A 21121-nucleotide genomic window follows, 5' to 3' on the forward strand; every position below is an offset into this window, starting at 1 on the left:
TAGAACACTGCCGCTTTTATGTTTTGAGGTTTAAATGAAAGCTATCGTATTAGCATGTTGCTTTATCTTCAGTATTAATTCGTTTGCTAACAATATAATTGTTAATGGTACGAGGTTTATTTACCCTGGAGATGAGAAAGAGATCACAGTACAACTTTCAAATACGGCAGAACGTCCAGCGGTTGCTCAAGCTTGGCTTGATACAGGTAATGCATCAGAAACACCTGATACGATAAAAACCCCATTTCAAATTACCCCTCCTGTTTCTCGAGTAGAAGCAAAGGGTGGTCAAAATTTACGCATAAAGTTGATGGATAAAGGGCAAATTCCTCAAGATAGGGAAAGCTTATGGTGGCTCAATATTCTCGATATTCCGCCTACCGTAAAAGGCAAAGATGGAGAAATGCAGAATGTTTTACAACTAGCAATTCGCTCTCGTTTTAAGTTCTTTTACCGACCTGTTGGGCTAGGTAGCCGAGAATTAGCACCTGAACAGTTAGTTATCAAAACAAATGGTAAGAATATTGTTATTGAAAATCCAACACCTTTTTATATTACGGTTACAAAAATATCCACCGATGGAAAAGTAGGCCTCACAGATAAGACTGTTTTGATAGAACCCAAAAATCAGACATTAGTTGAATTAAAGCAGGCAATTAAGTCAGGTAGTAAGGTTGTTGTTAACAATATTAATGACTATGGTTCAGATGTTGCGGTGACTCTAACTGCAAAATAGGAATATATAATGAAACAGCGAGAGTTAAACAATAAATATAGCAATACACTCTCTGTAGTCTGCTTTATTACGTCATGGATTGTTCCCATATTCTATGCATCAGCGGAAGAAGAAACCTATGAATTCAACAGTGGCTTTATCATGGGAAGTAAAGACAATGTTGACTTAGATCGCTTTAATGCCACAGGGATTAGCCCAGGAAAGTATTCAGTTGATGTATACACGAATAATGATTGGAAAGGGCGTTACGAACTTAATTTTGAAGAACAAAAAAATAAACAATTAGGGGTTTGTTACACCCCAGAGTTACTTTCAAACTTAGGTATTGATACTGAAAAATTTAATTCATCAATTGATAAAAATAGTGACACTTGCCTGCCATTGGATGAGTGGAACAGTGACAAAGAAGTTAAAGATATATTTCATACGTCGACACTTCGTTTAGATATTTCTGTACCGCAAATATATGAACAAAAAATTTCTCGTGGTTATGTCTCTCCCCAATTTTGGGAAACAGGAATTCCTGCGTTAAATATTGGTTATATGGCTAATTACTATGATAGCCATATCAGTGGAAACCAAGGCTCAGACAGCTCTAGCGCTTATTTAGGCGTTAATGCAGGCTTGAGCTATGATGGTTGGCTACTGAAACATATAGGAAATTTGAGTTGGCAGCGCTCTGCGGGGTCGGACTGGAACAGTAATCAAACCTATCTTCAGCGACCCATTGCTGCATTAAAATCAAAAGCGACGGTTGGGCAGTTTTATACGGATGGTAACCTATTTGATAGTTTTGGCTTGAGAGGTGTAAAGCTAACAACTGATGACAATATGTATCCAGATGGGATGACAACTTATGCGCCCGAAATTCGAGGGATCGCTCAAAGTAATGCCTTAGTGACGATTCGGCAAAATGGCAATATTATTTATCAAACAACCGTGTCTCCTGGGCCATTTAGTTTGAATGATGTTTATCCATCGGGTTATGGTAATGATTTGAATGTTACAGTAAAAGAGGCTGATGGTAGTGAGACTAATTTTAGTGTGCCATATTCTTCGTTAGCACAATTATTACGTCCAGGGTTTACGCGTTACCAAATAGCGGGCGGTAAATCTGATTCTGAAAATTTAAAAAATCGTCCTTTTGTTATGCAAGCGACTCTTCAGCATGGGATTAATAATACATTTACTCTTTATGGTGGGGTCACTGCTTTTGATGATTACCAAGCTTATTTGTTAGGAAGCGGTATTAATACTGGGGTTGGTGCGGTTGCAATTGATGTAACGCAATCTCGTATTGTATTTAATCATCGTACAGATTATGGGCAAAGTTATCGTTTTACATTTAATAAGTTATTCACTGAAACAGACACAAACCTTGTGTTAGCAGCATATCGATATTCTACGAAAGATTATTACAATATTAATAATGCACTTTATGCCATTGATAACGATAAACGTGGCGTTGTCGATACATTAGGGCGTGAAAAAAATGGTTTCAGTTACACTATTAACCAAAATTTACCTGAAGGTTACGGTGGAATTTATTTCATGGGGCGTATTTCAAGTTATTGGGATAAGTCAGGAACAGAAAAACAATATCAACTAAGTTACAACAATAGCATCAATCGCCTTTCATATGGTTTGTCATTTATGAGGGTGTATACACAAAATAGTCATGATAAAAAAGATGACAGGATCGGTGTGAACTTGAGTATTCCTCTTTATTGGGGAGAGAATCAGGTATCTACCTTAACGTCAAATACTACATTTAATAATGAAAAGTTCGGAAGTAGCCAAATAGGTACCAGTGGTACGTTTGACCGTGATAATAATTGGACATACGGTATCAATACCTCAGTTGCAAATGGTGGTGCGAAAAATATCGGTCTTAATACTAGTTACCGTACATCGTCAGCCAATACAAATGCGAATTACAGCCAAGGTGAAGGTTATCGCCAATATGGTGTAGGCGCAAATGGGTCATTAGTTTTGCACTCCGGTGGAATAACGCTAACGCCGAATAATGCAACCACAATTGCATTGATTGAGGCGAAAGGCGCAGAAGGTGCATCAGTGGTAGGGGCGATGGGGACGACAATTGATAGTCATGGTTATGCTATTGCGCCTTATGTAAGAGCTTATCGCACTAATAAAATCGAAATTGACCCGAAAGGTAGTTCCGAAGATATTATTTTTGAAAATATGTCATCACAAATAGTTCCTTATGAAGGTAGTGTTGTTAAGGTTAAATTTGGTACTAAGATTGAAAAAAATGTGATTTATAACGTTAAAAGGCCTAATAACAAACCTTTACCATTTGGCGCTAATGTGACAGACCAAAAAGGTGAGTCAATCGGTATTGTTGGGCAAGGTGGTATGGTGTTCATTAGCAGTGAAATTGCAACTAATGCCATTATTACGTGGGATAAAGGTCAATGTACATTCTCATTAGCTGCAGGAAATAGTAAGGAAGTTCTATGTCAATAAAAAATCAATGGTTTTGGTATATTGGGGTAGGGTTACTATTTACCGCAAATGGAGTATCTGCAAACAATTGGTGGACAGAACGTATCAATAGGCATAGTTGCGAAAGAACGAACCAGCCTGCATATAGAGTAGATATGAGGCTAGGAAAAATAGTTGTTGATCCTAACCTTCCGGTTGGTAGTGTAATTAAAACGCAAGATTATACAATGAATACCAATCAAACTTACCTCTGGTGCCGTGGAAAGGTGAATATTGAGGCTGAAGTCGTGATGCCTGACCTACGTGATATTGGTGGAAAAGTGTATCAAACGAATGTTGAAGGTATTGGTTTAAAATTCCACCGCTCATCGGGTCGGCAGCATTCTATGACTTACCCAAGTACTTTTCCTATAGATGTGGGATATTATAGTACCCCAATGTCATTAAATGATTCTACTTTTACGTTAAGTATAATAAAAACGGCTAAATATACAGGAACCGGAACACTCGCAAGTGGTATCTATACTACTTATGGATATAAACCTAATAACAGTCCAATCTTAGTTAGTTATTTAGATGCAAATGCTATTACTATCGTTTCGCCATCCTGCCAAGTGACAAGTGGTGAAAATCAAAATGTAATGTTAGACCCTATAAAACGAGTTCAATTAACAGCGCGAGACCAACCTGCAGGTGAAAAAGATTTTACAATAAAATTGAAATGTAGTGGTGGTACTAGTTTTACAGGAAAAACTAATATTGATGTGACTTTTAGCGGAATTAAAGCAACGGGTACTCAAGTCAATGGTGTTTTAGCAAACCAAAGCACATATAGCCCAGCAAAAGGAATTGGTGTTCAAGTTATACAGCGAAAAGATAAAAGCCCAATCAATTTTGGCCGTCCATATCATGTAGCATCATTAAATAATAATGATACTAAAGATATCGATATAGAACTTACTGCTCGTTATTTTCAATATGAAGATAGAACTACACCGGGAGAGGTTTATGCTCAAATGCGCTTTGATATTACATATGATTAATTATTAAAAATATCTTATTCAATAATAAAGGTTGATTTCATATTTAGACTCAACCTTTATTCTGTCATTCAAAATGATAATACGTAATTATTATAGGAAAATCATTTTAAATCAACGATTATGCTTTCTGCAGTATACTGTCGCTCTTTATTTGATTGTTCAAATTCATCATTTTTTTCAATTTTTAGTCCGCTTGTATAACCTTGAAAAAACCATTCAATCGGGCAATTTAATGCTTCAGCGATATCAACTAAATGATTAATTGGAATTTTGTTAATACCATTTTCATAACGTGATATTTGTTGTTGGCTTAAATTTAATTTCTCAGCTAAATTAGCGCCTGATAGACCGAGTTCTTTTCTCCGGTTTTTTATTTTAATACCAATTATAGTATGAATGTCCATATAACATCCTCAATTTATAGGAAAGATTATTATTCAATGCACTTAATTTAAATTACGCTCGATAGTATATTAAAAAACAAATGAATTTAAAAGTTTTTATGAACATAATTATGATGAGAATCTCTATTTATAACTTGTTCATTTGCAGTATAATAACATTATTTATGATGTGGTTATTATAATTACATAAGTAAAAATATCTATATTTATTGTTCCCCACGGTGAGGTCTTTAAATTTAATTTTTAATATCTTATTTACGCCTCTCAATTTTGTTGGATTTTTTATTTAAAATCAGCTAGTTATAATTTTCATTATAACGCTGGTGTTATAGTGGTAAAGTTAATGCATCGTTTAAAATGTTAATTTTTTGTTTTGTCTGATTTGATCTAAATAATCGTTTTTTAAAAATAAAGGTACAGATCAATAATATTAATCATATACCAATTTAATTGATATTAAATACAATCTTAAATCATCTTAAATGATTACTTAGAGAATGGATCATGTTTAGCATTTTGATTCCATATGTATTCCATTTTAAGTGCGATATTACTTGCAATACTTTGGTCATAAAAATCGCAAATAATCTGTAATGACATATCAATACCTGCACTAATGCCTGATGAAGTATAAAACTTATTATCATGAACCCATCTAGCTTTCGGTTGCCATAACACTTGGTTATTAAGAGAAGTTACCCACTGATAAGATAGCTTATTTGTCGTAGCTTTAAAGCCATTTAAAAGAGACGTTTGAGCAAGAAGTGCGGAGCCAGTACAAACGGAAATGACAGTCTCTGCAAACTCGGCTTGTTTTTTTAGCCACTGAATATACTGATCATTTTTCGATAATGAGCGAGTGCCTTGCCCTCCAGGTATCAAAATACATTGATAGCAAGGGGTCTGAATAGGTAAGGTATTAAGTGTAACTCCCTGAGAACTGCGCATGGGCTCTCCTGAAGGTGAGATAAATACAATTTGGCAATCTTTTAAGCTACCAAATACTTCAACAGGCCCCATGACATCAAGGGTTTCAAAATTATCAAAAAGGATAATTGCGATAGAATTTAGCGACATATTTTTCTCAGATGTTGTCATTGTTGAGTATATTGTGCCACGTTATATATTTTATGATTGGGATTTTGTGCACTCTAATATACTTATATTACTTAGTGATAAACAAAATTTCATAAGCGTGATAAAGCATAAATATGGGCACTGAAGTATACTGTATAAAACCTATTGGGCTTTTAATACCAAACTAGCGAGGTTAACAATGAAATTATATATTTATGATCACTGTCCATTTTGTGTCAGAGCAAGAATGATTTTTGGTTTAAAAAAGTTAGCGGTAGAGCAAATTGTGTTATTCGATGATGACATCGAAACACCGACAAAAATGATTGGTCGGAAAATGCTGCCTATTCTACAAAAAGATGATGGGAGTTATTTACCTGAAAGCTTAGATATTGTGCATTATGTAGATAGCATTAATGAACCTAAATATGCAGGAGGAAACATAACCCCTGAAATAGAGGCTTGGTCTAAAGCGGTTTCTGCTGTGGTATATAAGCTTGTGACACCACGTTTTACACAAACTGATTTCCCTGAAATTAGTACAGCAGAAGCCAGAGCTGCATATATCGCTAGAACATCAAAATCTTATGGTGATTTAAACGAGCTTAAAAAAGAAACGCATACGCTGCTAGTTGAATTAGAGCCCCAACTGTCGTTATTAGATGCGTGGCTAGAAACACGGGGGGAGGTCATTGATATTAATGATTTTATTATTTTTCCAACTTTACGTAGTTTGAGCATAGTTGAGCACTTAGCATTTAGCACAAACATTCGCAACTATATGGAACGAATTGCAAAATCTTCGAATATTAATTTGTTATTTGATAAGGCTAAATAGTCTATCTAGCTGCCAGTTTAGTGTTTTTTGGCAAACGTTTACCGCCTCTAAAAGAGGCGGGTTGTATTCGTTAATTGACGTAGTCGCGTAGTGTATATACTAACTTGTAATGGCCTTGAGTTAACACTAGTTTGTTGTTTTTCAATGAAATTATCGCACCTTCAGACAGTGCTCGATTTATCATTGAATCCCATTTGGATAAATCTTCATCAACGCATTCGAGTTCAGTCCTACTTAAATTTTTTACGGTAATTTTTGCGTTTTTGATATTGCCAAATCCGTTGAAATCATTACACATTGATGCAGAAACAAACATTTTTTCGCCAAAAGCAAGGAAAGGGGCGGTCTGTTTACTGTTAATCGTCTTACCATTTACTTCAGTTAAAATAAAACGGTGGTGCATCAATTTATTTTCAAGTGCTTGGTCATCATTACGCGCATTGACTTGATGAGTTTGGCATGCTGCTAGCAATAAACCCAAAATAGTAAGTGGAATTAGGCGTTTCATAATCCCAGATCCAACTATGCGTTAACAATATTAGGGCAAGTTTCCCCACAACTAATTTGACGGATATTATTTAGCGTAGTTTGACTGATACTTGTTAATGCTTCTTCTGTTAAAAACGCTTGATGCCCAGTAAATAACACATTATGACAAGAAGAAAGTCGACGAAAAACATCATCCTGTATTACGTCATTAGATTTATCTTCGAAGAATAAATCACGTTCATTTTCATATACATCCATACCTAATGCGCCAATTTTTTGTGATTTTAGTGCATTAATGGCGGCAACAGAATCGACTAACGCACCTCGACTTGTATTGATGATCATGACCCCATTTTTCATCTTCTTGAATGCATTTTCATCGAGTAGGTGATGATTTTCAGGTGTTAATGGGCAATGAAGAGAAATAATATCTGATTGTTCATATAGAGTATCTAAGTCAACATATTCAGCACCCAAATCTAAAACAGCTTGGTTCGGGTATGGGTCATGTGCGAGTAAACGCATTCCAAAGCCCTTTAAAATACGTAGTGTCGCTTGGCCAATTTTCCCGGTACCGATAATGCCAGCAGTGCGGTTATGCATATTAAACCCCGTTAATCCCTCGAGAGAAAAATTTGCATCTCGCGTACGCTGGTACGCCCGGTGGATCCGGCGATTAAGGCATAGCATCATCCCAACTGCGTGTTCTGCAACGGCTTCAGGAGAATAAGCAGGGACTCGAACAACTTGGATACCTAATTCTTTAGCTGCTTGTAAATCAACATTGTTAAAGCCAGCACAACGTAAAGCTAAAATTCGAATATTGAGTGCGGCAAGTTCTTCTAAAACAGCACGATTAGCTTCGTCGTTAACGAAAATACAGATAGCGTCGGCACCAACAGCATTTTTCGCTGTCTGAACCGTCAATGGAAAATCAAAATATTCAATACTAAAATTAAATCCAGAATTTTGATTAACTTGTTCCATGTGCTTGCGGTCATACTGTTTGGTACTATAAGAAACAATTTTCATCATAAAGACTCCAATTTTTAGGAACCAATTAGAAAAGAGTAGGTAAAAAGGTGTACCTACAAAATATAAACTCAGAATAAGACAATTAAGTTTGTAAATCACCTATAAATTAAGAAAATAGGTATCTGTTTACGATTGAATGTGGTTTATCTTTGTTAGTATCGCGTTTAATGAGACGATTTTGCTGAAATTTATCATTTGCGCTACAGAACAATTCAGACAAGGGACGTAGTAATGCAGTTAATGAAAAGAGCATTCAGAATATTACTCTGCTTTTTGGGTGGAAGCATTGCTCTCTTAATACTTTTATGGATAACGATATCCCATTGGGCTCCTGTTGTTGCATCATACTATCTTCCTAAGCCATTTAAACTGTCGTTTTCAGAACCAAGAATTAGTCATGGCCAATTGGGTATAGCAAATATCAGTATAACAGCAAATGATTGCACATTAGTTCAGTTGAATAGCACAAGGCTTTCAATCTTTCCCTTGCATGCTATTGTGGATGGCCTTGATGTTAAAACTGAATGTTTGAGTGCTCTTGAGCCAACGAATGAAACAGATAATGATCCGATTAATATTGCAGACGTTATCGATAATATTCCTGTTTTTTCATTAGTCATAAATAATGCCAACATACAGCCATGGAGTGATTACCAAGGCAGTATCTGGTTACGTAAAAATCAGGCTAACCCTCTAGAATTTGATTTTAGCGGCGATAATTTAAGGTTGTCATCTTTAATAAACAGGGAACACCAATTAGTCATTCAAAATTTTTTAGCATTTCTACCAGAACAAAAGCAAACAATAGAATTATTTGGTGATGTGCAACTCCCCTTAATGGCAAATCAGCTTCCAGAAAAAGGCGAGCTGAATGCTTATTTTAAGTTAATCAACCCAGAAAAATTCTTACAAGCTAAATTCAGTTGGTTGAATGACCAAGGCGTCTTTAGTGTCATGGATACAGACACAAAGGAAGAATTGCTTTATTTACCATGGTTACTATCGCCTTCTAGAATACAAATAGCGCAAGGGAAGTGGCAATGGAAAGAAGTAGATATTCCTTTACAAGGCGGTATCAGCCTTCAAGTTGATAACTGGAATAATACATTAAGTGAAATGGTATTTTCAGGGCGTATTAATATGCTCACACAAGCAAAGAAAGGGAAAGCCAATATTGTCTTAACTGTGCCATCTACCCAGATAAATTTACTCGATGCTGATATTAACTTTAGGTTACATGGCCAAGTTAAATATGATGATATGGTGCTGGATATTAATTTACCAGCCAAGGTTTCAGGCCAGTTAGCCACACCAAAAGTTTCTTTTTTATCCAGTTCATTATTAAGAGCTTATGGCCGCCTTTCTGAAACATTGGTTCTTAACGAAGTTAGATTACCACTCGCGGGGACATCGTTAGGTGAAGATGGTATTTCAGGGCGTTTGCAAGCTATTCTAAAAATTAAAGAGCAATATTGGGGGGATTTTGATATTCATTTGGATGGTAAAGCTAATAAATTCACCTTGGATAAAGGAAAATGGTTTTGGAATTATTGGGGAAATGCCAACTTGCCGTCATTATCGGCTAATTGGGATATTAAGGGTAATGGGAGTTGGCAGGACACTTTAATCACATTAAATAGCTTAAATACAGGGTTTGACCAAATACAATATGGGCTCTTATCGATGAGGGCTCCGCGTTTACAACTAAGTAAGCCATTAGTTTGGCAACGTGATCAGAATAAAGCCAATTTTAATGGACAATTACAGCTTACCAGTGAACGAATGCAATTTGGTACTGAAAGTTATCTACCAAAAATTACATTAAATGCGGACCTTAGTGGAAAATCTCCCGCTGAATTTCAACTTAAAGGTGATTTAAGCACTAAAGATGTCGGGCCAATCGTCATATTTGGGCGCTGGGACGGAGAAAGATTAAGAGGGGAAGCGCGTTGGCCTGAACAGTCAGTCACGGCTTTTCAAACATTAATTCCTGCTGATCTTGGAATTGAATTAAAACAAGGAAAATTATTTTCTCAAGCTGCTTTTTCAATAACACCAGAAGATGGTTTTATTGCAGGAGGACACTGGCGTGTAGAAAATACTAGCCTTTGGTTAAAAGATGGTGAGTTATCAGGATTAGACTTTGTTTTACCATGGCGTTTAAAACAAAGTACTTGGACTTTAGGGGGGAAGGCGCCCGTTGAGTTACGTATTAAACAGCTCAATAATTTATTTGAATTGACGGATATTAAAGCCGATCTTTCTGGCTCATATCCACCAACGGAAAATATGCCGTTAAAACTGACTAATGTGGGCTTTAAAACCTTAGGGGGTGAGGTATCGATGGATTTACTGCGCTGGCCACAAATCCATGCCTCCTCGATAAAATTAAGACAGATTGAACTTAGTCAGTTATTTACCATATTAAAAGTGTCACAATTTGCTGTTTCAGGTAAAGTTAATGGTGAGTTACCTTTTTATTTAAATAATCCAGAGTGGATAGTTAAAGATGGGTGGTTAGAAAATAGTGGGCCATTAACGTTACGGTTAGATACTCAATTTGTTGATTCCATCCGAGAGGATAATATATCTGCGGGTTCCGCTATGGGGTGGCTACAATATTTGGAAATAAAACGCAGCCGTACAGACGTTAATGTTACAAACTTAGGGTTGTTAAATATGAAAACAATCCTTGAAGGGTATAACACGCAAGAAAAGAAAAAACGTGAAGTTCATTTGCATTATCAACATGAAGAAAATATCTTTCAATTATGGCGTAGTTTACGATTTGGTAGCTCCTTAGAAGAGTGGTTGGAAAAAAATTTATAATGAGCATAAGAATGAACGTGAAAATATTAAAATTTACTACAGCTATATCGATTGCGTTATTGTTATCAGCTTGCTTACGAGTTGAGGTCGCAACACCGGATAAGCCCATCAATATTAATATGAACGTAAAAATTGAACATGAAATCCAAATAAAAGCGGATAGGCAAGTAGAAGAATTATTAAAAGAAAATAGTGATTTGTTCGGAGAGGTAAATCCCAAATGAGTCGAATTATCAAAGTACTAGCGCTATGTTCATTATTGACTACTTTTCAGGCTGTAGCAATTACAGTGGATGAAGCCAAAGAAACAGGCCTATTGGGGGAAACATTGTCAGGGTATTTAGCTCCAATTAATACAAATAATCAGGAGGCCACCAAGCTAGCAGCGCAAATAAACCAAGAACGGGAAAAAAGATATAGCGAAATTGCTGCAAAAAATAACCTAAAAACTAATGACGTTGCAAGGATAGCAGGACAGAAGCTCGTAGAAAGGGCGAACTCTGGGGAATTTGTACGTGGAATTAATGGTCAATGGCTACAAAAGAAATAAAAAGCGCACTCAGAAAGTGCGCAAAATATAACAATGGTAGTTTTGGGTCTTAATAATATATTACTTAGAAAGTCTAGATCTTAAGCGATAATCGTATTGATATGGCTTTGTGCTTGTTGATGCGCTCGTTCGACTGACTCTTGGCCTAACGACGTGCCTTCAGCAAAAATAAACTCAACGTCGGTAATACCAATGAAATTTAGAAATAGTGTTAAATAAGGCACCATGGTGTCTGTTGGTGTGTCTTTGTAGATACCGCCTCGGCTCGTTAATATATAGGCACGTTTGTCTTTTAATAAGCCGACAGAACCTTGTTCTGTATATTTAAACGTGTGGCCTGAGCGAGCGATAAAGTCGAAGTAATGTTTTAAGTGGGAAGAAATCGTAAAGTTATACATTGGGGCTGCAATAACAATTATATCGTGAGCTTTAATTTCCTCAATTAACGTATTTGACAGGTCCAAATGTGCTTGTTGTTGTTCTGTTTTCGTGTCACTTGGGCCAAAAGCTGCTAAAATTTCACCGTCAATCGCTGGAATTGGTTCTTTGACTAAATCTCGTACAGTTACTGTATCTGCTGAGTGTTTTTCCTGCCATTGTTGAATAAAGTAATCTGCCATTTTATTGCTTTGTGAATAGTCAGCCAGAATACTTGATTTCAATAGTAATACTTTACTCATGTGTTCCTCTATGTTTAGGTGAAATTTTATTGGTAATGATACGTGAGGTGTAACTGATTGATAGGAAAAAAATTAGATAGCCTTCTTCAAAAAAATTGATGGTATTTTCATGTGATAACAACAATTAAAAATAAAAACAAAATTTAGCCCTCACAAATTGCGAAGTGGATTGGCTAGCGTGCATTGAAACTTATTAAAGATAAGGATTTAACAGGTGAAATCCATACTGACAGCATTAACCGCTGATATTGGACAAACTTCATTACGTGACCAATGGTTACTGAAAAAAAGAGTGCAAGGTATTGCAAAGATCCAGAACGAAAAATCGCGCTCTGCGGTACTTGACGCTATTAAAATAGATATTGAGAAAGCCAAACAAAGAGTTGAACTTAAACGATTAAACTCACCTAAAATTGTGTATCCAGATAATTTACCGGTTAGCCAGAAAAAAGACGTTATTTTAGATGCCATTAAAAAGCATCAAGTTGTTATTATTGCAGGTGAAACTGGGTCAGGTAAAACAACGCAGATCCCAAAAATTTGCCTGGAACTTGGCAGAGGGGTTCTAGGGTTTATTGGGCATACACAACCAAGACGCTTAGCTGCACGCTCAGTCGCAACACGTCTTGCTCAAGAGCTTGAATGTGAATTAGGTTCAAATGTTGGTTATAAAGTCCGTTTTAGTGACCAAGTGAGTGAAACGACTCAAGTCAAATTGATGACTGATGGTATCTTGCTTGCAGAATTACAAAATGACAAATTGCTGTTGCAATATGACACTATTATTATCGATGAGGCTCACGAAAGAAGCCTTAATATCGACTTTATTTTAGGTTACTTACGTCAATTATTACCGAGACGTCCTGATTTAAAAGTGATTATTACATCGGCAACCATTGACCCTGAGCGTTTTTCGAAGCACTTTAGTCACGCTCCGATTGTTGAAGTATCTGGGCGAACATATCCCGTTGAAGTTCGTTATCGCCCTATTATTGGAGAGCAAAACGATAGTGACCGTGACCAAATTGATGGGATCATAGATGCGGTAAATGAACTGTCGGTTGAAGGTAATGGCGATATATTGATTTTTATGAGTGGTGAGCGGGAGATCCGTGATACTGCTGATGCGTTATCAAAACTTTCTTTACGTCACACTGAAATTTTACCTCTTTTCGCAAGGCTCTCTAATAGTGAGCAGAATCGCATCTTCCATCCTCATGGGGGGCGGCGGATCATTCTTGCAACAAACGTAGCAGAAACATCATTAACTGTACCGGGTATCAAATATGTCATTGATACCGGTTATGCGCGAATTAGTCGTTATAGTTACCGAACAAAAGTGCAACGCCTTCCTGTTGAAGCTATTTCTCAGGCTTCAGCTAACCAACGTAAAGGGCGCTGTGGCCGTGTTTCTGATGGGATTTGTATTCGTTTATACTCAGAAGATGACTTTCTATCACGTCCAGAATTCACGGATCCTGAAATTTTACGGACGAATTTGGCATCAGTTATATTACAAATGACTTCTATTGGTCTTGGTGATATCTCTGCATTTCCATTTGTGGAGGCTCCAGATAAACGTAACATCCAAGATGGTGTGAAATTACTGGAAGAGCTAGGTGCAATTAAGTCCCACAAACAGGCGGATAAAGGCTATCAATTAACGGATACAGGTAGGCAACTAGCCCAGCTTCCTGTTGACCCAAGGCTCGCTCGGATGGTGATTGAAGCTCGTAAACATGGTGCAGTACGTGAAACAATGGTGATTGTTTCTGCATTATCAATTCAAGACCCGAGAGAGAGACCGTTAGAAAAACAGCAAGCTGCTGATGAAAAACATCGGCGTTTCCATGATAAACAATCAGACTTCTTAGCCTTTTTAAACCTTTGGGATTATTTAAAAGAACAACAAACGCAGCTTTCTAACGCCCAATTTAGAAAAATGTGTCGCCAAGATTTTCTAAATTACTTACGTATTCGAGAATGGCAAGATTTGTATACCCAATTGAGACAAGTGGTGAAAGAACAAGGTTTTGCCATTAATAGCTCTGAGGCTGATTTTCGGAGTATTCATGTTTCGCTATTGGCTGGTTTGCTTTCACATATTGGCCAAAAAGACGCGGATAAACACGAGTTCACTGGGGCTAGGAATGCACGTTTTACTATTTTTCCAGGGTCGGGTCTATTTAAAAAACCACCCAAATGGGCAATGGTAGCGGAACTTGTTGAGACATCGAAATTATGGGGAAGAATTGCCGCATCCATCGATGTTGAGTGGGTTGAACCCTTAGCTGAACATTTAACTAAACATAGTTATAGTGAACCTCATTGGTCAAAATCTGAAGGTGCGGTAATGGCATCAGAAAAAGTGACGCTATATGGGCTACCTATTGTTGCATCAAGGCAGGTTAATTATGGGAATATTGACCCATTACTGTGCCGTGAATTGTTTATTCGTCATGCATTAGTTGAAGGGGATTGGGCTACTCGTCACGCATTCTTTAAAGAAAATCTGAAGTTATTATCTGAAGTTGAAGATTTGGAGCATAAATCACGTCGGCGTGACATTTTAGTTGATGATGAAACATTATTTGCATTTTATGACCAACGGATCCCGAATGATGTGATTTCCTCCCGTCATTTTGATAATTGGTGGAAAACGGCATCTAAGCAACAATCTGACTTGTTAAGCTTTGAAAAGAGCATGCTGATTAAGGAGGACGCCAGTAATGTTTCGGCACTTGATTATCCTAACTATTGGCATCAAGGGGATTTAAAATTTCGGTTGAGTTACCAATTTGAACCTGGAACTGATGCTGATGGTGTGACGGTACATATACCTCTTGCTGTATTAAATCAGGTTCAGAATATTGGCTTTGATTGGCAAGTTCCTGGGCTGCGTCATGAGCTAATCGTTGCTTTAATTAAATCATTACCTAAACCAATTAGACGAAATTTTGTCCCTGCACCTAATTATGCTTCTGCATTTTTAGAACGAGTGCCAGAGCCTGAAGGCAGTGTACTGGATAAACTTGAACGTGAATTACGCCGTATGACGGGTGTTACTGTTGAACGCGGATCATGGCAACTAGCGCAGCTTCCAGCCCATTTAAAAATGACGTATCGTGTTGTAGGCGACAAAAATAAAACCGTTGCTGAAGGGCAAAATCTTGATGAGCTAAAAAATAGCTTAAAAGAAAAAGTGCAAGAAACGTTATCTGAAGTTGTGGATGACGGTATTGAGCAACACGGGTTACATATTTGGAGTTTTGGCGAATTACCTCAACGTTATGAACAAAAAAGAGGCGGATATTCCGTTAAAGCTTATCCTGCATTAGTTGATGAGAGAAATAGCGTAGGTATCAAGGTATTTGAAACAGAACTGGAACAACAGCAAGCAATGTGGGCCGGAGTGCGTCGATTGTTGCTGTTAAATATTCCATCGCCAATTAAGTATTTGCATGAAAAACTACCAAACAAATCAAAATTAGGTTTGTATTTTAACCCTTATGGCAAGGTGTTAGAGTTAATTGATGACTGTATTGCTTGTGGTGTTGACCAATTAATTGCTAATTTTGGTGGTGCAGTTTGGAATGAAGTGCAGTTTGAAAAATTGAAAGAGTTTGCACGAGCAGAATTAAATGATGTGGTTGTTAATATTGCTAAGCAAGTTGAACAAATATTAACAGCGGTGTTTGCTATCAATAAACGTCTAAAAGGGCGGGTCGATTTTTCGATGGCAATAGCATTATCGGATATAAAAACACAAATGTCGAATCTCGTGTTTAAAGGCTTTGTGACCACTCATGGTTGGAAACGCTTGCCTGATATCCTTCGTTATTTAAATGGGGTAGAGCGGCGATTAGAAAAACTGGCTATTGATCCTAACCGAGATCGTGCACAACTGAGTAAGGTAGAGCATGTTCAGAATATGTGGCAACAATGGTTAGCTAAATTATCTCCAGTTCAGCGAAATATGCCAGAAGTGCAAGAAATTCGTTGGATGATTGAAGAACTGCGTGTCAGCTTGTTTGCCCAACAATTGGGAACTCCGTACCCAATATCGGATAAGCGGATCATACAGACGATGGAGCACTTGTCTCAACAACTGTAAGGATGATTATTTTACTCGTTGACGCTTCACATATTATTTATGTGAAGCGCTTTTCCTTTTTTAGTCAGTTTAGGTTTTTTAGTTACAACATGCAAATAGATTGTAAAAATATAAGCATCTGAGATCGTACAACAGTAATTTTCACCAGTATAAGGGAAGTGAAATGGTAATAGAGGATTAATGCTAGAAGATTATTGAAGTATTGAGATCTTGAGGTTTTGAGTGTGTGGAAAATAGGAAATTACAGTAAATAGGGCTTAAATTTACGCATCAAAATTAAGCCCTTTGGTACAAAGCTAAACAACTAAATAATAGAGTGCTGGAATAGCAGCGATAGCAATTGCATAAGCCATGATTTTTTCAATCATCTTTAATGGTACTTGGTTGGTTTGTTGCTGACGAGCATAGAAAAATATCAAAATACCAGGGGCATACAAAACAACGGATAATAGTAAATTAATTAACCCTGAAGCATAAATCAGCCATAAACCATAAAGGCTAGCAATAGCTCCAACCGCAAATAATGCTTTATTATGACGCTCAAAAGCCACTTTGACTAAAAATGCACCGACAAGGAAATAGGGGACTAAAATCATTTCGGAAGCTATAGTAAGTAATGTATTGTAATTACTTCCACTAAGCCAAATAAGAACTAAAGAGAGTTGCACAGCACCATTAGTGAGCCATAAAGAAGAGGATGGCGCATCATTTTTATTTAGTTTGTTGAATATTTTAGGAAATGATTGATACTGCGCGGCGATATAAGGCACTTCAGCGGCCATAATGGTCCAACTTAGATAAGCTCCACAAACAGAGATAATGAGGCCAGCCGCAATAATAATATCACCACTCGAACCAATTAAATCTATCATGAGAGGAGCCATGGATGGATTTTTTATTTCTGCAAGTTCAGCTCTAGGCATGATACCAAGAGAAAGTAAGGTAACGAGTATATAGATAATTAAGGCGGAACTGACAGCAAAAATTGTTGCTAAGCCAACATCACGGCGGTTTTTAGCTCTAGCTGAAACGACAACAGCCCCTTCAATACCAATAAATACCCACAGGGTAATCAACATAGTATCTTTGACTTGCTCCCAAACAGGAACGCCAAATTCGATACCACTGAAATCTGCATTGAAAATATCAAGTCTAAATGCCAAAAAAGCTAATACAATAAATAAGCCAAGGGGAACTAATTTTGCCATTGTAGCGAGTTTATTAATTCCAGCGGCTGTTTGTACTCCACGAAGCACTAAATAGTGAACAAACCAGAGAAGTATTGATTCTCCGATTAGGGCTTGCCATGTGTTCCCATCACCAAAAATGATGTTATCAGGGGTATCAGTAAAAAAACTGATTGCTGCGAATACGATAACAAGATAAGACACATTGGCAACTACCGCACATAGCCAATAACCCCACGCAGAGCAAAAACCAATTAATTCCCCAAAGCCGACTTTGGCGTAAGTAAATATCCCACCATCAAGGTCAGGTCGTATACGAGAAAGCAACAATAAGGCAAATGCTAAAAAAAGGATGCCCACACCAGTAATTGACCAGCCGATTATTAATGCGAGAGGGCTAGCCACTTCAGCCATATTTTGAGGGAGACTAAAAACACCGGCACCAACCATCGAGCTAAGAACTAGCGCCGTTAGAGCGGTAAGACTCAAAGTATTTTTCAAAGTAAATCCTGAACGTTCAGAAATCAAAAGTTAAAATGACGTTAAAATGCCATTACAATAATTAGTTTAACTAGAAGCCATAAAAAAAGTAGACAGAATGACTGCATGTTTTCAGTGTGTGGATTCTACGAACGAAATGAGAGATATGCAATGGTAATGTATGCATTTTTTAAGGTGTTTTATGCACTTTCTTAAAAGAATGAAGGTGGATAGTGTGTGAGATGTGATTTAACGGAAACGAAGTGAATAAAAACAAAAAAACCAGCCGAGAAGGCTGGTTTTAGTATCACAGAATATTGAACTATTTAAACAAGTCAGCACTAATGGTGACACTTCCACCATTAGATTGCCATTCTCTTGTAATATGGAAATATTTAGCCCCTTTTGCTTCCGCACGTTTTGCTATTTGGTAACGTACTTCAGGCGTATTGGTGTAATATCCAGAGAATGTTATAGAGTCAAATGGAACCATTTGAGCCGCGGCTGTTTTGTTGACTTCTTCGATAACATAACCACTTGGCAGGGTCACACTAGTACGACCCGGTTGACTGCTAGAGGTTTCAAAGAAGCGTCCGACTGCGGTTGTTGGTTCTTCAGAAGATGCAACACCAGGAATGCGAACTTTTTTAGCAGCTTCACCACCTTCAGCTAATAGAGCACGGCCAGCATCTGAATCAGCAGGAACCACTGCGTCTTCATTCAGTACTTGTCGCTTCGGCGCATCTTTCTTATAGATATAAGCTGTCGCTAATGTGTTTCCACCATCATTCATTGCGATATTACGAACCACATAGAACGAAGCTGCATTTTTCTCAAGGGCTTTTTTTGCAATAGCCTCATACAGGTCTGGTTGAGAAGGGTAAAAACCACTTACCGTAACAGTATCAAAAGGTTCATATTCGGTTGCATCCGCTTTTGACATTTCCTCAACACCACCGAATACACGACGCTTCGGTGAATCAACTTCTGGTGCATCTTTTGCGTAGACGTCTGCAACAACACGCATGTTGCCACTATCACCTACATCATCAAGGCTTTGAATGTAAAAGGCATACGCCCCCATTTTATCAGCCCTACGGGAAACTGCATCAGATGCTTCATAAATAGCATTAAAGCGCCCGGTAACTGTTATACGCTCATAAGGTTTTAATTCAGTAGCCTGTTTTGGCGTCAATTCAACAGCCGCCTGAGTAGCAGTTATACTAGTTAATGACAGCACCGCGGCTGCGATGACCGTAGTTTTCAGCTTCATACAAAATCCTTCCGCCTTGCGCAATTTATTATAAACATGCTGAATCTTAGTTGTATCACATGTACGTGATTATTACACGTAACAGAACCTGTTGTCTCATGATTTTATTTTTATGAGAAATAAATAATTATTGACTAGTTAAATTTACCAGATTTTTTAAAGTATCCAGTATTTTATTGACCTAAAACTAAGATTTTCACTGCGAATTCCATTTACTGTCTAAGAATCGAGATCAATTATGGATCAAGACGCTTATTTTCAGTAGGTTATTAGAACATTAAAAATCTGTTTATGCACAAAATAAGACTTTTCTCTGTGATGATGGTCATTATTTTAGCAAACACCCTATTAACAACATTACTTCAGGCATTAAAAAGGGAACATTATGCGTATTGGTATACCAAGAGAACGACTTGCCAATGAAGCGCGTGTTGCAGCTACGCCATCAACAGTGACTCAACTACTTAAATTGGGTTTTTCTGTGTGTGTAGAGCAAAATGCGGGTCATTTAGCCAGTTTTGATGATGTAGCATATGAGCAAGTGGGTGCCGAAATCGTTGATCGTGATACTGCATTTGCTGCGGATATTGTTTTTAAAGTCAACGCACCTCTGGATGATGAAATTCCTTTGTTAAAAGAAGGAGCAACATTGGTGAGTTTCATTTGGCCAGCACAGAATGCTGAGCTAATGGAAGCTTTAAAGGCTAGAAATATTAACGTGATGGCGATGGATGCGGTACCACGTATTTCACGTGCTCAGTCACTTGATGCGCTTAGCTCAATGGCAAATATTGCAGGTTACCGTGCAATTGTTGAAGCTGCTCATGAATTTGGCCGTTTCTTTACGGGGCAAATCACCGCGGCAGGTAAGGTGCCACCAGCGAAAGTCATGATCATTGGTGCTGGGGTTGCTGGCCTTGCTGCAATTGGTGCTGCGGGTAGCTTGGGTGCCATTGTACGTGCCTTTGACACTCGCCCTGAGGTAAAAGAGCAAGTTCAGAGTATGGGTGCTGAATTCCTTGAGCTAGATTTCAAAGAAGAGGCTGGCAGTGGCGATGGTTACGCCAAAGTGATGTCAGAAGCATTTATAAAAGCGGAGATGGAGCTGTTCGCTGCACAGGCGAAAGAGGTCGACATTATAGTGACCACGGCACTTATTCCAGGCAAACCAGCGCCTAAATTGATTACCAAGGAAATGGTTGAATCAATGAAGCCGGGAAGTGTGGTTGTCGACTTAGCGGCTCAAACGGGTGGTAACTGCGAATTAACCCAAGCTGACAAATTAGTCGTGACCGACAATGGTGTGAAAATTATTGGTTACACAGATTTGCCAAGCCGTTTGCCAACACAATCATCCCAGTTATACGGTACCAACCTTGTTAACTTGATGAAACTACTGTGCAAAGAAAAAGATGGCGAAATTAATATTGATTTCGACGATTTGGTTATTCGCGGTGTAACGGTGATTAAACAAGGTGAAATCACGTGGCCAGCGCCCCCAATTCAGGTATCTGCTCAGCCGCAGGCGAAACCGCAAGCGGTGGAAAAAGTTAAAGCACCTGAGAAAAAGATGTCACCGACGGTAAAATATGGCTTGATGGCATTAGCTATCATCTTGTTTGGTTGGTTCGCTAATTCAGCGCCAAAAGAGTTTTTATCGCACTTTACTGTATTTGCATTAGCTTGTGTGGTTGGTTATTACGTGGTGTGGAATGTGACTCATGCATTGCATACACCGCTAATGTCAGTCACTAATGCTATTTCAGGGATCATCGTCGTGGGCGCCTTGCTTCAGATTGGAAGCGGTGGCTGGGTAAGCTTCTTATCCTTTATCGCCATATTGATCGCGAGTATCAATATTTTCGGTGGGTTTACTGTAACTCAACGCATGTTAAAAATGTTTCGTAAAGGATAAGG

General features: G+C 37.9%; 16 protein-coding genes. 9 read left to right on the forward strand and 7 right to left on the reverse strand.

Features of this window, described 5'->3' with window-relative positions; genetic code table 11:
• The first annotated feature begins 34 nt into the window (after positions 1–34).
• From PSF67_RS13535 to PSF67_RS13545, 3 genes are read left to right on the forward strand one after another with little or no spacing between them, the layout of a single operon-like run.
• Positions 35–736 carry a fimbrial biogenesis chaperone gene (locus tag PSF67_RS13535; protein WP_102140365.1) on the forward strand — a complete coding sequence of 234 codons (702 nt, stop codon included), beginning with the start codon at positions 35–37 and terminating at the stop codon, positions 734–736.
• A gap of 9 nt (positions 737–745) precedes the next feature.
• Positions 746–3226 (forward strand): fimbria/pilus outer membrane usher protein, encoded by a 2481-nt coding sequence (locus PSF67_RS13540; protein ID WP_272677085.1) that lies wholly within the window; start codon positions 746–748, stop codon positions 3224–3226.
• On the forward strand, positions 3217–4248 hold the full coding sequence (locus PSF67_RS13545; RefSeq protein ID WP_272677086.1) for a fimbrial protein: 1032 nt from the start codon (positions 3217–3219) through the stop codon (positions 4246–4248). The genes PSF67_RS13540 and PSF67_RS13545 overlap by 10 nt, the downstream gene beginning before the upstream one ends.
• Before the next feature lie 101 nt (positions 4249–4349).
• Here the strand turns inward: PSF67_RS13545 and PSF67_RS13550 are convergent, their stop codons facing one another.
• Both PSF67_RS13550 and PSF67_RS13555 read right to left on the reverse strand, forming a co-directional pair.
• On the reverse strand, positions 4350–4652 hold the full coding sequence (locus PSF67_RS13550) for a helix-turn-helix domain-containing protein (protein WP_102140367.1): 303 nt from the start codon (positions 4650–4652) through the stop codon (positions 4350–4352).
• 486 nt (positions 4653–5138) lie between these two features.
• Positions 5139–5729 (reverse strand): DJ-1/PfpI family protein, encoded by a 591-nt coding sequence (locus tag PSF67_RS13555; protein ID WP_166267495.1) that lies wholly within the window; start codon positions 5727–5729, stop codon positions 5139–5141.
• Between the two features lie 199 nt (positions 5730–5928).
• On the opposite strand from PSF67_RS13555, the gene grxB reads away from it, so the two are divergent.
• Positions 5929–6567 carry a glutaredoxin 2 gene (gene grxB, locus PSF67_RS13560; RefSeq protein ID WP_195698664.1) on the forward strand — a complete coding sequence of 213 codons (639 nt, stop codon included), beginning with the start codon at positions 5929–5931 and terminating at the stop codon, positions 6565–6567.
• Between the two features lie 70 nt (positions 6568–6637).
• Here grxB and PSF67_RS13565 read toward each other — a convergent pair whose 3' ends face one another.
• A complete protein-coding gene (locus PSF67_RS13565; RefSeq protein ID WP_102140370.1) occupies positions 6638–7075 on the reverse strand; it encodes an META domain-containing protein in 438 nt (145 codons plus the stop codon).
• Between the two features lie 14 nt (positions 7076–7089).
• Positions 7090–8088 (reverse strand): 2-hydroxyacid dehydrogenase, encoded by a 999-nt coding sequence (locus PSF67_RS13570; protein ID WP_102140389.1) that lies wholly within the window; start codon positions 8086–8088, stop codon positions 7090–7092.
• 234 nt (positions 8089–8322) lie between these two features.
• Between PSF67_RS13570 and PSF67_RS13575 the strand changes: the two genes are divergently transcribed.
• From PSF67_RS13575 to PSF67_RS13585, 3 genes are read left to right on the forward strand one after another with little or no spacing between them, the layout of a single operon-like run.
• Positions 8323–10920: a YdbH family protein gene (locus PSF67_RS13575; RefSeq protein ID WP_272677088.1), complete on the forward strand. Its 2598-nt coding sequence runs from the start codon at positions 8323–8325 to the stop codon at positions 10918–10920.
• Positions 10921–10931: 11 nt separating this feature from the next.
• The gene (locus PSF67_RS13580; protein WP_102140371.1) at positions 10932–11144 is read left to right on the forward strand and encodes a YnbE family lipoprotein; all 213 of its coding nucleotides are present in this window, start codon (positions 10932–10934) and stop codon (positions 11142–11144) included.
• Positions 11141–11470: a YdbL family protein gene (locus PSF67_RS13585; RefSeq protein ID WP_125894796.1), complete on the forward strand. Its 330-nt coding sequence runs from the start codon at positions 11141–11143 to the stop codon at positions 11468–11470. The genes PSF67_RS13580 and PSF67_RS13585 overlap by 4 nt, the downstream gene beginning before the upstream one ends.
• Before the next feature lie 80 nt (positions 11471–11550).
• Here PSF67_RS13585 and PSF67_RS13590 read toward each other — a convergent pair whose 3' ends face one another.
• The gene (locus tag PSF67_RS13590) at positions 11551–12150 is read right to left on the reverse strand and encodes an FMN-dependent NADH-azoreductase (protein WP_166267493.1); all 600 of its coding nucleotides are present in this window, start codon (positions 12148–12150) and stop codon (positions 11551–11553) included.
• Positions 12151–12364: 214 nt separating this feature from the next.
• On the opposite strand from PSF67_RS13590, the gene hrpA reads away from it, so the two are divergent.
• Complete coding sequence (gene hrpA, locus PSF67_RS13595; RefSeq protein WP_239979184.1) at positions 12365–16264, forward strand: ATP-dependent RNA helicase HrpA; 3900 nt, start codon at positions 12365–12367, stop codon at positions 16262–16264.
• Positions 16265–16560: 296 nt separating this feature from the next.
• Here the strand turns inward: hrpA and PSF67_RS13600 are convergent, their stop codons facing one another.
• Together PSF67_RS13600 and ydgH are read right to left on the reverse strand one after the other, a co-directional pair.
• Complete coding sequence (locus tag PSF67_RS13600; RefSeq protein WP_375373121.1) at positions 16561–17901, reverse strand: basic amino acid/polyamine antiporter; 1341 nt, start codon at positions 17899–17901, stop codon at positions 16561–16563.
• Between the two features lie 352 nt (positions 17902–18253).
• The gene (gene ydgH / locus PSF67_RS13605) at positions 18254–19204 is read right to left on the reverse strand and encodes a DUF1471 family protein YdgH (RefSeq protein ID WP_102140376.1); all 951 of its coding nucleotides are present in this window, start codon (positions 19202–19204) and stop codon (positions 18254–18256) included.
• A 385-nt stretch (positions 19205–19589) separates the two neighbouring features.
• Here ydgH and pntA point away from each other — a divergent pair, with 385 nt between their 5' ends.
• On the forward strand, positions 19590–21119 hold the full coding sequence (gene pntA / locus PSF67_RS13610; RefSeq protein ID WP_102140377.1) for a Re/Si-specific NAD(P)(+) transhydrogenase subunit alpha: 1530 nt from the start codon (positions 19590–19592) through the stop codon (positions 21117–21119).
• The last annotated feature ends 2 nt before the right edge of the window (positions 21120–21121 follow it).

This window comes from Providencia sp. PROV076 (assembly GCF_028483405.1).
Taxonomy (GTDB): Bacteria; Pseudomonadota; Gammaproteobacteria; order Enterobacterales; family Enterobacteriaceae; genus Providencia; species Providencia huaxiensis.